The organism is Stenotrophomonas sp. STEN029, assembly GCF_056760015.1.
Genome location: NZ_JBRREC010000117.1, coordinates 1 through 13,002, shown reverse-complemented (window position 1 = coordinate 13,002; position 13,002 = coordinate 1). Strand labels below are relative to the sequence as shown.

The 13,002-nt window shown below is 64.9% G+C and carries 12 protein-coding genes; 5 read left to right on the top strand and 7 right to left on the bottom strand.

Translation table 11 applies throughout. From position 1 onward, the window contains the following. The first annotated feature begins 188 nt into the window (after positions 1–188). Positions 189–854 carry a YceH family protein gene (locus ACVOLI_RS18810; RefSeq protein ID WP_481615548.1) on the top strand — a complete coding sequence of 222 codons (666 nt, stop codon included), beginning with the start codon at positions 189–191 and terminating at the stop codon, positions 852–854. 116 nt (positions 855–970) lie between these two features. On the opposite strand, the gene ACVOLI_RS18805 is transcribed toward ACVOLI_RS18810, so the two are convergent. Both ACVOLI_RS18805 and ACVOLI_RS18800 read right to left on the bottom strand, forming a co-directional pair. Continuing rightward, on the bottom strand, positions 971–1,498 hold the full coding sequence (locus tag ACVOLI_RS18805) for a GNAT family N-acetyltransferase (protein ID WP_481615547.1): 528 nt from the start codon (positions 1,496–1,498) through the stop codon (positions 971–973). Between the two features lie 372 nt (positions 1,499–1,870). Then, entirely contained in the window at positions 1,871–3,853 is a 1,983-nt protein-coding gene (locus ACVOLI_RS18800; RefSeq protein WP_282272288.1) for a UvrD-helicase domain-containing protein, read from the bottom strand. Between the two features lie 76 nt (positions 3,854–3,929). Between ACVOLI_RS18800 and ACVOLI_RS18795 the strand changes: the two genes are divergently transcribed. Together ACVOLI_RS18795 and ACVOLI_RS18790 are read left to right on the top strand one after the other, a co-directional pair. Next, positions 3,930–4,550 (top strand): thymidine kinase, encoded by a 621-nt coding sequence (locus tag ACVOLI_RS18795; protein ID WP_282272281.1) that lies wholly within the window; start codon positions 3,930–3,932, stop codon positions 4,548–4,550. A gap of 66 nt (positions 4,551–4,616) precedes the next feature. Then, positions 4,617–5,321, top strand: coding sequence for a sel1 repeat family protein (locus tag ACVOLI_RS18790; RefSeq protein ID WP_481615546.1), 705 nt, complete (start codon positions 4,617–4,619; stop codon positions 5,319–5,321). 56 nt (positions 5,322–5,377) lie between these two features. On the opposite strand, the gene ACVOLI_RS18785 is transcribed toward ACVOLI_RS18790, so the two are convergent. The 5 genes from ACVOLI_RS18785 to ACVOLI_RS18765 all read right to left on the bottom strand — a co-directional run bounded on the left by ACVOLI_RS18785 (position 5,378) and on the right by ACVOLI_RS18765 (position 10,985). Continuing rightward, entirely contained in the window at positions 5,378–6,982 is a 1,605-nt protein-coding gene (locus tag ACVOLI_RS18785; RefSeq protein ID WP_481615545.1) for an OpgD/OpgG family glucan biosynthesis protein, read from the bottom strand. A gap of 227 nt (positions 6,983–7,209) precedes the next feature. Further along, complete coding sequence (locus ACVOLI_RS18780; RefSeq protein WP_481615544.1) at positions 7,210–8,247, bottom strand: DUF4380 domain-containing protein; 1,038 nt, start codon at positions 8,245–8,247, stop codon at positions 7,210–7,212. A 239-nt stretch (positions 8,248–8,486) separates the two neighbouring features. Further along, the gene (mutM, locus tag ACVOLI_RS18775) at positions 8,487–9,299 is read right to left on the bottom strand and encodes a bifunctional DNA-formamidopyrimidine glycosylase/DNA-(apurinic or apyrimidinic site) lyase (RefSeq protein ID WP_481615543.1); all 813 of its coding nucleotides are present in this window, start codon (positions 9,297–9,299) and stop codon (positions 8,487–8,489) included. 157 nt (positions 9,300–9,456) lie between these two features. Continuing rightward, positions 9,457–9,786, bottom strand: a complete 330-nt coding sequence (locus ACVOLI_RS18770; RefSeq protein ID WP_481615542.1) for an EF-hand domain-containing protein — start codon at positions 9,784–9,786, stop codon at positions 9,457–9,459. Beyond that, the gene (locus ACVOLI_RS18765; RefSeq protein ID WP_481615541.1) at positions 9,783–10,985 is read right to left on the bottom strand and encodes a DesA family fatty acid desaturase; all 1,203 of its coding nucleotides are present in this window, start codon (positions 10,983–10,985) and stop codon (positions 9,783–9,785) included. The genes ACVOLI_RS18770 and ACVOLI_RS18765 overlap by 4 nt, the downstream gene beginning before the upstream one ends. A 126-nt stretch (positions 10,986–11,111) precedes the next feature. Here ACVOLI_RS18765 and ACVOLI_RS18760 point away from each other — a divergent pair, with 126 nt between their 5' ends. Both ACVOLI_RS18760 and ACVOLI_RS18755 read left to right on the top strand, forming a co-directional pair. Further along, entirely contained in the window at positions 11,112–11,936 is an 825-nt protein-coding gene (locus tag ACVOLI_RS18760; RefSeq protein WP_481615540.1) for an ABC transporter ATP-binding protein, read from the top strand. Positions 11,937–12,109: 173 nt separating this feature from the next. After that, complete coding sequence (locus tag ACVOLI_RS18755; RefSeq protein WP_481615539.1) at positions 12,110–12,949, top strand: acid phosphatase; 840 nt, start codon at positions 12,110–12,112, stop codon at positions 12,947–12,949. Positions 12,950–13,002: the final 53 nt, after the last annotated feature.

The following is a 13,002-nucleotide window of genomic DNA, read 5'->3' as shown; positions in this document are numbered from 1 at the left end:
CCCCCCCCACCCCGCCCTATCTTTCCACCCCCCCGTTTTTGCCGGCGGTTGCGCCTCTCCGGGGGGCCCGGGCCCCCCGGGGGGGCGGGCGGGGTCACCCCCCCCCCCCCCCCCCCCCCACCCCGGTTTAGCCCGGTTTTGCCCTCTCAGCTATGCTTGCGCCCCCTAGCAAGACCAGAGCCCGGACCGTGACCGACGCCAGCCAGACCCCCGATTTCCCCATCCTCGACGCCGCCCAGGCGCGCGTACTGGGCTGCCTGATCGAGAAGGAGGCCACCACCCCGGATACCTATCCGCTGACGGTCAATGCCACCCAGGTGGCCGCCAACCAGAAAACCGCGCGCGAGCCAGTGATGAACCTGGAAGCCGGCAAGGTGCAGCACGCGCTGCGCCAGCTGGAAGCCCTGGGCCTGGTGCGCCAGCACTTCGCCTCGCGCGCCGACCGCTACGAGCACCTGACCGGCCCCAAGCTTGACCTGCCACGCCAGCAGGTCGCCCTGCTCGGTTTGCTGCTGCTGCGCGGCCCGCAGACCGCCGGTGAGCTGACCACCCGCATCGAGCGCATGGCCAAGTTCGCCGATGCCGCCGACCTGCGCCACCAGTTGGACCGCATGCAGCAGCGTGGCCTGGTCGTGCAGCTGCCGCGTGCTTCGGGCCAGCGCGAAGACCGCTTCATGCACCTGCTGTGCGGTGCGGTGGATGTGGATGCCCTGGCAGCGCAGTACCGTGCCCCGGCGGGCGCTGCCGCCCTGGTCGACAACAGCGCCTTGGAAGAGCGCGTGCAGCAGTTGGAGGCGACCGTCGCAGCACTGCAGGAACAGCTTGCAGCGTTGCAGGAGCAACTGGGCGGCTGAGCCGACTCAGAACGCATTCCAGCCGTAGCCCGGGTAAGCACAGCGCACCCGAGGCCTTTGGCGGAACATCGCAGATCCTAGGGATACTTGCCCCGGGTGCGCTGCGCTTACCCGGGCTACGCGGCTGAAGCGGGCATGTTGACGAACAGCAGCAGCTGTTCGTCCTTGCCCGGCAGCACCACGGTGCCGTCATCGCGGAAGCCGACCTTTTCCAGCAGCGCGACGGATCGCGCATTGCCCTGCGAGACGATCGCACGCAGTTCGCCCAGGCCGAGCGTGCCGCGCGCGTAGGCAAGTACGCCTTGTACGGCTTCCAGTGCATAGCCATGGCCGGTGTAGGCACCCAGCAAGGCGTAACCAACATCCGCACAGGGCAGGCCCTCGCGCCGAACCAGCCCGGCATTGCCCAACCACGCACCGTCACTGCGGCGTTCAATCGCATACATGCCGAAGCCATTCGCGGCATAACTGCCGAAGGTGTGCTTCTGCACGTACTCGCGCGCCTGCTCCAGCGTGCGCACACCACGATCACCGATGAATTCGTGGAAACCAGGTTCGTTGAGCAGCTGCAGCATCGCGGCAGCATCGCCGTCGTCGTCACGCAGCAGGCGCAGTTGCAGGCGTTCGGTTTGGATCAGGGACATGGCGGGCTCGGTTTTCGCCCCCTCCCTTTGGCGCAGCCAAGGGGAGGGTTGGGGAGGGGTGCTGTTCGCGCTGAGCCCCTATCAGAACGCAAAGCCAAGGCTCAAAGCTACCCCCTCCCAGCCTCCCCCTTGGCTACGCCAAAGGGGAGGGGCCAAGCCATGCCCCCTCCTTCTGCACAGCAGAGGGGAAGGCTGGGGAGGGGTGCTCTGGTTTTTGCCGGTAAAGCCCCTGCCGAGCATGGCTCGGCACTACCGCCGTCTCCATTGGCCACGGGAGGGCTGAGGGGAACCCCAATCAAAGCGCAAGACCGGAGCCAAAGCTACCCCCTCCCGACCTCCCCCTCGGCCGCGCCAAAGGGGAGGAGGCAAGCATCAATCAAACAGTGCCTGGATCGCTGCCAATCCGGCCTTGGCCCGCTCCTGCTTGTGCGCGGCATCGGCCACCGGATCAGCACCGTCGCGCTGGATCTCACCAGCCGGGATCTCATCGAAGAACCGGCTGGGCTTGAGCCGGATGTGCTCGCCGAACTTGCGCGTCAAACGGCTGAAGCTCATCCACAGCTGGATCTTGGCGCGGGTGATGCCCACGTACAGCAGGCGCCGCTCTTCCTGCAGGTTTCCTTCGTCCAGGCTGACCTGATGCGGCAGCACGCCGTCCTCGCAGCCAACGATGAATACATACGGAAACTCCAGGCCCTTGGACGCATGCAGCGTCATCATCCGCACCTGGTTGCCGCCGTCATCCTTGTCGTTGCGCGAGATCAGCGCCAGCTGCGCGGCCATGTCGGCGGCGCTGGCACCACGCGGGCCGCTCTCGAACCACGAAGCCAGTTCTTCCAGGTTGTTGGCGCGACGCTCATAGCCAGCAGTGTCCTTGGCCGCGTGGCGCAGCTCGGCCAACATGCCCGAATCCTTGGCCACGCGCCGCACCAGGTCGCCGGAACTCATCTGCCGCATGTCCAGGCGCAGCGCGCGCAGGATGTCGGTGAACTTGCTCAGGCTGTTGGCCGCACGCGGGGTGAGCTGTGCCAGCGCGCCCATGCTCTCGGCGGCCTGCGCCATCGGAATGTCTTTCTCGGACGCCAGCTCCGCCAACTTGGCCAGCGTGCTTGCACCGACATCACGTTTGGGCGACTGCACCGCGCGCATGAAGGCCGTGTCGTCGTCCGGGTTCACGATCAATCGCAACCACGCCAGCGTGTCCTTCACTTCCTGCCGTTCAAGGAACACCGTGCCACCGTTGAGGTGATACGGCACACCGACCAGCTGCATCGCTTTTTCCAGCGGACGCGACTGGAAGTTGCCGCGGAACAGGATGCAGAAATCACTCCACGGAATCTTGCGGCTGGTCGCCAGGAAATGGATTTCCGCCGCCACTTTTTCCGCTTCGTGTTCGCTGTTGCGGCACTCCCACACGCGGATCCGTTCACCGTCGGCCTGGTCGGACCACAAGGTCTTCAGGTGCTCGTGCGGGTTGTGTGCGATCAACGCATTGGCCGCGCGCAGCACGCGGTTGGAACAACGGTAATTCTGTTCCAGCTTGATGATCTGCAGCTTGGGGTAATCCACGCCCATCTGCTGCAGGTTCTCGGGATTGGCGCCGCGCCAGGCATAGATCGACTGGTCGTCATCGCCCACGCAGGTGAAGTTGCCGGCGGGCCCGGCCAGCTGCTTGAGCAGGCGGTACTGGGCATCGTTGGTGTCCTGGCATTCGTCGACCAGCAGATAGCCGATGCGCTCGCGCCAGGCCAGGGCGATATCCGGGTGCTCTTCCAGCACCTGCACCGGCAGGCGGATCAGGTCATCGAAGTCGACCGCATTGAACGAGGTCAGCCGGGTCTGGTACAGCTCGTAGACCATCGCCGCGTCCTTCTCGCGGTTGCTGCGCGCCGCCGCCATTGCCTGCTCGGGCGACAGCCCGGAGTTCTTGGCCCGCGAGATCAGGTTCTTCATGTCCTCGATGTCGTCAGGCTTGGCATTGCTTCCACCCAGCAGATCCTTGATCTGCGCGCCGGCATCATCCGCATCGAAGATCGAGAAGTTGCGCTTCAAACCCACCTGTTCATGTTCGATCTGCAGGAACTTCAGGCCCAAGGCGTGGAAGGTGCAGATGGTGACCTCCGCCGCGTCCTCGGCGCGCAGGCGCTTGGCCACACGCTCGCGCATTTCCTTCGCCGACTTGTTGGTGAAGGTGATCGCGGCGATGCGGCGGGCGCTGTAGCGGCCAATGCCGATCAGGTGAGCGATTTTCTCGACGATCACACGCGTCTTGCCGCTGCCGGCACCAGCCAGCACCAGCAGAGGACCTTCGGCGTGCACAGCCGCCGCGCGTTGGGGGGGATTGAGGGAGTCCAGCATGGGGTGGTTTCAGTCGCAGGCAGGCAGTGTAAGCCATCGCCCGTGAGCGCCGGCTGGCGCGGTAAAATGCGGCATGGCCAAGCTCTATTTCTACTATTCGGCGATGAACGCCGGCAAGACCACCACCCTGCTGCAGTCCGCGCACAATTACCGCGAGCGCGGCATGCGTGTCGCCCTGCTGACCCCGCACCTGGACCACCGCGCCGGCACCGGCGTGGTCGCCTCGCGGATCGGCCTGCAAGCTGAAGCCACCACCTTCGAGCGCGATACCGACCTGGAGAAGCTGATCCAGCAGGACATTGCCGCCCACGGCAGGCTCGGCTGCGTGTTGGTGGACGAGGCGCAGTTCCTGAGCAAATCACAGGTATGGCAGCTGTCCGAGGTGGTCGACCAACTGCGCATCCCGGTGCTGTGCTACGGGCTGCGTACCGACTTCCGTGGCGAACTGTTCGAAGGCAGCCAGTACCTGCTGGCCTGGGCCGACGAGATGCAGGAGATCAAGACCATCTGCCACAGCGGCAAGAAGGCGACGATGACCGTGCGCGTGGACGAGAACGGCTTTGCCGTGCAGGACGGCCCACAGGTGGAGATCGGCGGCAACGACCGCTATGTGTCGGTGAGCCGCGCCGAGTTCAAGAAGATCACCCGCGGCGAGGGGCGGATTGATCCGATGCAGGCGCCGCTGCCGTTGTAGGCCAATTTACATTGGCCCCTGTGCCCCCTAGGCTGCGACCATCTCCAAGGAAGAATGATACCCACCATGCTCCGCTATTTATTCATCATCCTGCTGTTGCCACTTTGTCTGCCCGCTGCCGCCGCCGAAACACCGCCACAAGAAGACGGGCCCTTGCTCAATGCCGGATTCCTGGATGGTCATCCGGACATGATGTACCGACAGTGGGGGGTAAACGCACTGCATCGCGGTGAAGTGGATAGCGCGATGGAAAACTTCCGGCTTTCCGCGCGCTATGCGGATAAGCCGGCGCAGGGCTACTTGGCCGAAATGTACTGGTTCGGCGTGGAACGCCCTGCAGATCGGGTGATGGCGTTTGCTTGGATGGACGTCGCAGCCGAACGCGGATACCCCTTGTTCGTCGAGCTAAGGGACCAGTATTGGGCAGCGCTTCCGCTGGAACAACAGGATGCAGCCCGTGCCCAAGCCCGACAGCTCGCCGCCGAGTATGGTGATGCTGTGGCCAAACCGCGCATCGCGGCGGTGCTGACTCGCGGCCTACGCGCAATGACAGGCAGCCGTACCGGCTCGATGTCGAATAATGTCGATATCGTCTACAACGACGGCGGAATGCAGCGCACCATCAAGGCTGACCGGATGTATGACAAGAAATACTGGGATCCCGATCTCTACCAGAAGTGGCAGGACGAAACCTGGATGAAGATCCGCCGTGGCACCGTGGAAGTGGGCAAGCCTGCGATGAGCATTCCCGCAGCCACCGACAAACCTTGATTTCGACCCGGGGCGGGATCAAAACCGCCCCGGTGTTAACGCAGCCTCGCTTGCAATCAATACAACGTCCGCTCCGGCGCACCAGCAGCCGGCGGGCTGTACTGGTACAGCCAGGTTTCGGTCAGGGTCTTGCCGCCGCTGCGCAGGTACAGGCGCACGTCGATCTGCTCGGTGCTGCCATCCGGCGGCACCAGGTCGAACATGGCGCGGTAGCCCTTGATCTCACGCAGCGGGCGCGCCGATACCACTTCCACGCGGCCACGGCTGGTTTCCACCACTGCCTCGACGTCGGCCTTGTCGATCAGGCTGGCCAGTTCGCCGCCTTCGAAATCCACCGCGAAACGCCACGAGAAATACTCGCGCTTCTTGCCGATGATGCCGCCCAGGCCGGTGCGACTGGCCACGCAGTGGGCAAGCGGCGGACGTGCCGGCGGCTCGGCGCCCCAGTACAGGCGATAGCCGACCAACAGTTCCTGGCCCGGCTGCGGCTTGGCCTTGGGGTTCCAGAAGGCGACGATGTTGTCGAAGGTTTCATCGACGGTGGGAATCTCCACCAGCTGCACCGAACCTTCGCCCCATTGCCCCTTGGGTTCGATCCACAGGCAGGGGCGCTTCTCGTAGAACACGCCGTCGTCCTGGTAATGGTCGAAGTTGCGGTCACGCTGCAGCAGGCCGAAGCCGCGCGGGTTGTTGTCGACGAACATGTTGAAACGCAGGTTGGCCGGGTTGCACAGCGGCCGCCAGATCCACTCGCCGGCACCGTTCCACATCGACAGGCCATCGGTATCGTGGATCTCCGGGCGCCAGTCCCAATCCATGCGGCGATCGTTCTCGCCGACCTGGTACATGCTGGTGCACGGCGCGATGCCGAGCCGCTCGATTTCCTTGCGCGGGTACAACGCGCTGTCGATGTCCATCAGCAGCACATCGCCATTGGTGATGGCGAAACGATAGGCACCGGCAACGCTGGGTGAATCCAGCAGGCCATAAACAACGATGGTGTCCGAATCAGCGGCAGGCTGTTCCAGGTAATAGGCGATGAAGTCCGGGAACTCCTCCGGGCGGCCCATGCCGGTATCGATCGCCAGGCCACGCGCCGACTGCCCGTACTGGCCCTCCTTGCCCACCGCGCGGAAATAGCTGGCGCCGAGGAAGGCAGCGAAGTCACGGTCGGTATCGCTGCGGGTATTGAGGCGGAAGCCGGCGAAGCCGAGGTCGGCCGGCAACTCGCCATCGTGGATGCCGCTCTTGCCGTAGTTGAAGGCCGCGCCGTCATAGGCCAGCTCCTGCGCCTTGCCATCGACCACGTCGAACATGCGCACCGGCGAATGGAAGTACAGGCCGAGGTGGAAGAACTTCGCCTGGAACTTGCCGGGCTGGTCAGCCCACAGCGCATGGTCCTGGCGGTAGCCGATGGACTGGTACTGGTCCCAGTCGAGTTTCTCCAGCGCGCCCGGCAGGGTGCGCTTGTGGCTCTTGTACGGCGCCTGCGCCAGCGCACGGGCCTGGCCCTTGAGCGTGGCGAAGTCGAAAGGCTGCGCTTGGCCCAGCCGGCGCAGGCCCAGCTGGGCGGGTTTGCCAGCCGCGCAGGCGCTGAAGGCCGGAAGACCGAATGCCGCCAGGGCGGCAGCGGCGTTGCGCAGGAAGTCGCGTCGTTGCATGGAAAGACGTGCCAGTTGGGGACCGCTGCATGGTAGGCGCAATTACGTGAATCGACAGCCACGGAGCAGGGACGGATGAACATCGCCTTCAGCCAGCCGGCGAAAGGCCTACCCCTCCCAAACCCTCCCCTTGCCTGCGGCAAAGGGAGGGAGCTGGTCCTGCGTAGTGCCGAGCCATGCTCGGGAGAGGCCTCACCGGTATAGCTCCAGCACCGCAGGGCTACGCCCTAACGACACGCACCCGCCAACTGCAACGCGGCCGCATGCGCGCACAGGAATCCACGCTGCTTCGCCTCGTCATCCCCGCCGTCCCACTGCAACAGTGTCCACTGCTCGGATGCCTGCATCCGTTCGCCGGCTTGCAGCTCGCGGTAAGGCGCGTGCACTTCCATCTCCAGCAAGCCCTCGGCGATACCGCCTGCATCCAGATACAGCTCGACCTGGGCCTGCTCGGGATGGATGCTGGCACGCGGCTGCTTGGCAAAACGGATGATCAAGGCCTGGCTGCCATTGAAGCCTGCCATCCAGCCTACCGTGGGCTGCACGAACCATTTGCCGCGCGGCCCCATGCTGCCAGCACCGGCGTGCAGTACCAACATGCCATTCTCAAAGCGATGGTCCGGCATGCCCGGATCGGGCGCCCCTTCGACACGGATGTCGCTGGCCATGCTGACCGGCACGAACACCCGGGTAGCCGGGTGGACGCGGGTGTTGAACCACAGGTCCCAGGCGACCGGCGTGTCACGGATGTTCTGGCCACTGACCTGCAGCTGCACGGTATCGGCGCGCTCGGGGTCAATCCGGAATGTTTTCTCCAGTTGCATGCCGGTTACCGGACTGGCGGCGCCGCGCAGACGCAGTTGCCCGGCATCGCGCTGCAGCCATTGCGCAGGGGCCAGCGACAGCCACGGATCCGGCGGCCAGTTGGCGACAGCAGCCCGCCGCTCGGGGTTGATCTGCTGGTGCAGCCACCACTGCGATTGCGGGCCAACCCAGACGTCATGGCCGAGGTAGGCGATGTCATCGCTGCTGGCGTTTACCACTGGATCCGGTTGCGTGCGGACCGCTGCGCCCATGCGCAGGAAATTGGGTTCGCCGTTGCGCTGCAGCGACAGCACCCGGCCGCCGAAGGCGGAGGTCGCCTGCAATTTCAGCTCACTGCTTTCGAGGACTGCGGTGTGGTCGTCTAGCGGAGTGTGGGCTTGCGCGATCGCCAGTGTTGGCAGCAACAACAGACAGAGCGTGATTCGATGATGCAGCTGCATTGGGTGCTTCCTGCGGGTCAGTGCGGATCATGGCAGAGCTTGCAGCGGCCGGCGCCTCCTGTAGTGCCGAGCCATGCTCGGCAGAGGCTTTACCGGCAGAGCCCCACCTGTAGTGCCGAGCCATGCTCGGCAGCGGCCTTACCGGTAAAGCTTCAGCCGAGCATGGCTCGGCACTACAGGTGGGGCTCTGCCGGTAAAGCCTCTGCCGAGCATGGCTCGGCACTACAGGCGTTCGGCCATCAGCGCTGGCAATTCCCGCACCACACCGTTGCCCGCTGGCCAATGCTGGCGTAGCGCAGTGCGCGCCCGCATTGTTTGCAGTTCTCGCCTTCGCGCCCATACACCAGCAGCTCCTGCTCGAAGTAACCCGGTGCGCCATCGGGACTGATGAAGTCGCGCAGGGTCGTGCCACCCCGGGTGATCGCATGTCCCAGGATTTCCTTCACCGCATCGGCAAGCCGCTGGTAGCGCGCCCGCGATACCTTGCCGGCCTCGCGCAGGGGATTGATGCCTGCCATGAACAGGCTTTCCGCCGCATAGATGTTGCCGACGCCGACGACAATGCCCTGGTCCATCAGGAAGGTCTTGATCGGCGCCTTGCGGCCACGGCTGCGCTGGAACAGATAATCGCCGTCGAACGCATCCTCCAGCGGTTCCGGACCAAGTCCAGCCAGCAGCTCATGCGTTTCACCTGCTGGCTGCCACAACAGGCAACCAAACCGGCGCGGATCGTTGAAGCGCAGCAGACGACCGTCTTCCAGGCTGATATCCACATGGTCGTGCGCACGCACCGGGGTGTCACCGGGCAAGACGCTCAGGCTGCCGGACATGCCCAGGTGCAACACCGCACTTCCCGCTTCAGTATCCAGCAGCAGGTATTTGGCACGGCGACGGATGGCCTCGATGCGCTTGCCCGGCAGCTGCTGTTCGATCTCGGCAGGAATCGGCCAACGCAGGTCCGGCCGGCGCAGGATCACACCGTGGATGCGGCGGTCTACCAGATGGGGTTCCAGGCCGCGCCGGGTGGTTTCTACTTCGGGTAGTTCTGGCATGCGAATCTCAAGACGATCGTGTTTGATGGGTTTTGTGGGAACGGCGTGAGCCGTGAAGCTGGTGGTGGCGAACAGCGGACCTGTATCGATTGCAATGCGCTATCGGCGTCGGTTGGATGTTTGGCTTCGCGGCTTATGCCGCTCCTACAACGGCAGGTCAGCGCGGTGGTGCCATCAGCTCACGGGCGCTCAGGTAGCCATCGCTGTTGGCATCCTGCCGGGCGAAGCGGGCCAGGATCACCTGCCGCTGTTCCTCGCGGCTGATCGGCTTGCCGCGTCCCCCCGGCTGCTCATCCGGCTGCAGGACGCCATCGCCATTGCGGTCCATCTTGTCGAAGGCGTACAGCATCCACTGCAGGTACTCATCCGGGCTGACGCGGCCATCGCCATCGCTGTCCATGCGCTGCAGGTAGGCATTGGTGTCCTGCACCTGGGCGATCGCAGGCAAGGAAGCACCAAGCAGGAGAAGGAGGGCAATCGTCTTCATGCGGCGCTGAGCGAATAGCCTTTCAGGCGTGCTGCATACGCCTGCAATGCAGCACTGCCGCTGGCCTCGGCGTCCTGGCACCACTGCTGCAGCTGGCGCAGGCGCTCAGTGGCGTCATGGCTGCGTGCTTCCAACAGCGCCGACAGGCGCGCACGGTGCTCGACCAACAACTGGATGCGTGGGCGCTGCTGCACCCAGCTCTGCAACTGCGCGCGGCAATCGGGTTTCAGCCAGCGGCCATCATTGACCAGGCCCTTGCGCATGCGCCGCGGCAACAGCTTGCGCAACTTGGCACCTGCTGCTGCAGCCTCTTCCTTCAAAGCCGGTGCGAATACATTGCGCTGGTAATCGGTCATCGCCTGGAAGCGATGCGACAACAATGCCTTCAAGGTATCGGCATCGGGCACGGCGATGTTCGGACGGATGTCCATCGTCGGTGCCACCCGCAGCACCTTGGCCAAGCGCAGGAACTGCAGCAGGCGGATCACCTGCCAGCCGATGTCGAACTCCCAGCGCCGCATCGAGAACCGTGCCGAGCTGGGGAAGGCATGATGGTTGTTGTGCAGTTCTTCGCCGCCGATCCAGAACGCCCATGGCGTCAGGTTGGTCGAAGTATCGGCCGACTCGAAATTGCGATAGCCCCACCAATGGCCAAGGCCATTGACCACGCCGGCGGCCCAGAACGGAATCCACGCCATCTGGATCGCCCACAAGGCGATGCCGGGCAGGCCGAACAACACGGTGTTGATCACGAACAGCAGGATCGGGCCGAGATTGGCATGCGGGGTATAGAGCCTGCGCTCGATCCAGTCTTCCGGCGCACCACGCCCGTATTGTTCAATGTCACCCCGCAGCGTGCGCGCCTCGCGGTACAACTCCACGCCACGCCAGAACACGGTGCGGATGCCCTTGGTGACCGGGCTGTGCGGGTCGTCCTCGGTCTCGACCTTGGCGTGGTGCTTGCGATGGATGGCCACCCACTCGCGGGTGATCATCGAGGTGGTCAGCCACACCCAGAAGCGGAAGAAGTGCGACACCAGCGGGTGGAAATCGACGCCGCGATGGGCCTGGCTGCGGTGCAGGTACAAGGTGACCGCGAAGATGGTGAGCTGGGTGAACACCAGCAGCACCGCCAGCATGCCCCACCAGCCCAGGCCGACGATGCCACCGGTAAGGAAAACGAGCAGGGAGTCGGACATCACGAATACTCCAGGCAGTCGGTGCCAGATGAAACAACTGCTACACATCATGGGGGCTGTCGGCGCAAACTTCATCCACCGGCGGCAGGTCCGTTGGTCGAATCCTCAGCTGCCACCTACTCCTGAATGTCCATTGCACCCGCCGCCGAAGCGGCCCCCCTGATCGAACTGGACCATGCCTGCGTCATCCGCGGCCAGGTCCGCGTGCTGCACGAACTGAACCTGCGCATCGAGCAGGGCCAGCACACCGCCATCCTCGGGCCGAACGGCTGCGGCAAGTCCTCATTCATCAAGCTGATCACCCGCGAGCTTTATCCCTTGGCGCGCGCCGACGGCCACGTGCCGGTCAAGGTGATGGGCCAGACCCGTTGGCAGGTGGACCGACTGCGCGCGCAACTGGGCATCGTCACCGGCGATTTGTCCAGCAACCTGTCCAGCATGCCCGGTCTGACCGTCGAGGAAGCGGTGATCGCCGGCTTCTTTGCCAGCTTTGTGGTGCCCGCGCACCGCGACGTCACCGATGCCATGCGCCAACGCGCCCGGCACGCGCTGGAACTGGCGCGTGCCCTGCCCTTGCTGGGCCGCAGCTATGCCGAGCTGTCTGCCGGCGAAACCCGCCGCGTGCTGATCGCCAGGGCGCTGGTCAATCAGCCCAAGGCCTTGCTGCTGGACGAGCCGTCCACCGGCCTGGACCTGATCTCGCGCCAGCATCTGGTCGACAGCATGCGCAACCTTGCCCAGCAGGGCATCACCCTGGTGCTGGTCACCCACCACATCGAAGAAGTGATCCCCGAGATCAAGCGCGTCGTGCTGATGAAGGGCGGCCGCATTTTTGCTGACGGCAGTCGTACCGAGCTGCTGCGCTCAGGTCCGCTGTCGGAGGTGTTCGGCGGGCCGATCGAGGTGCGCGAGGATGATGGGCGGATGTCGGCCTGGGTGGGCAGTTTGTAAGTTGGCGATTGCTTGAAAGGCAAAAGCACCCCTCCCCAACCCTCCCCTGCGCGTTGCGCAAGGGAGGGAGCTCTGGCCCCCCAGCCTTCCCCTTGCCTTCGGCAAAGGGGGGGCAGAGCGCGGCCGTTGGTGCGATGATGCCCGTCCGCTCCCGTAATCCCCTTGTCGTCGCAATGTCATTCTCCGTTTCCCCGCTGCGCCTTGGCGCCGCCCTCGCGCTGGCCGCCGTGCTCAGCGCCTGCTCCAGCACCCCGACCCTGTCCTCCACTCCGGGCGGCGACTCCAGCAGCAAGGCCACCGGCTATCTGGTTGGCAGCGCCATCCCCGACAGCCTCGCCCTGAGCCCGGCACCACCAGCGCCGGGCTCGGCATCGGCACAGCTGGATGAAGCAGTCGCCAATCAGGCCCTGAGCATGCAGGGCAGCGCACGCTTCGCGCAGGCACATACGGACGCCGACCTGAGCTTCCCGGCCGGCGCCGACCAGTTCAGCTGCGCGCTGGGCGTGGCGGTCACCGCCAAGACCACGCCGGTGCTGTACCGCCTGCTGGAACGCAGCCGCATCGACGCCAGCGCCGCCACCAAGGCAGCAAAGACGCACTACCAGCGGCCGCGCCCGTTCATGGTCAACAACGCACCGACCTGCACGCCCGACGATGAGGAAGGCCTGCGCAAAAGCGGCTCCTACCCGTCCGGCCACACGTCGATCGGCTGGGCCTGGGGCCTGATCCTGTCGGAAATCGATCCCGACCATGCCACCGCCTTGATCGAACGCGGCCGCAACTACGGCCACAGCCGTCTGGTCTGCAACGTGCATTGGTATAGCGATGTGCAACAGGGCCAGTTCATGGGCGCGGCCACGGTCGCGCGCCTGCATGACAACCCGGCATTTGTCGCCGACCTGGCCAAGGCACGCGAAGAGCTTGCCCATGCACGCACGCTCAAGCTGCCACTGCCGCGCGACTGCGCCGCGGAGACCGCAGCATTGACCTCGGACATTCCCGAAGCCCGCTGAGCAGTCCTACCTGTAGTGCCGAGCCATGCTCGGCTGGGGCGTTACCGATAGCC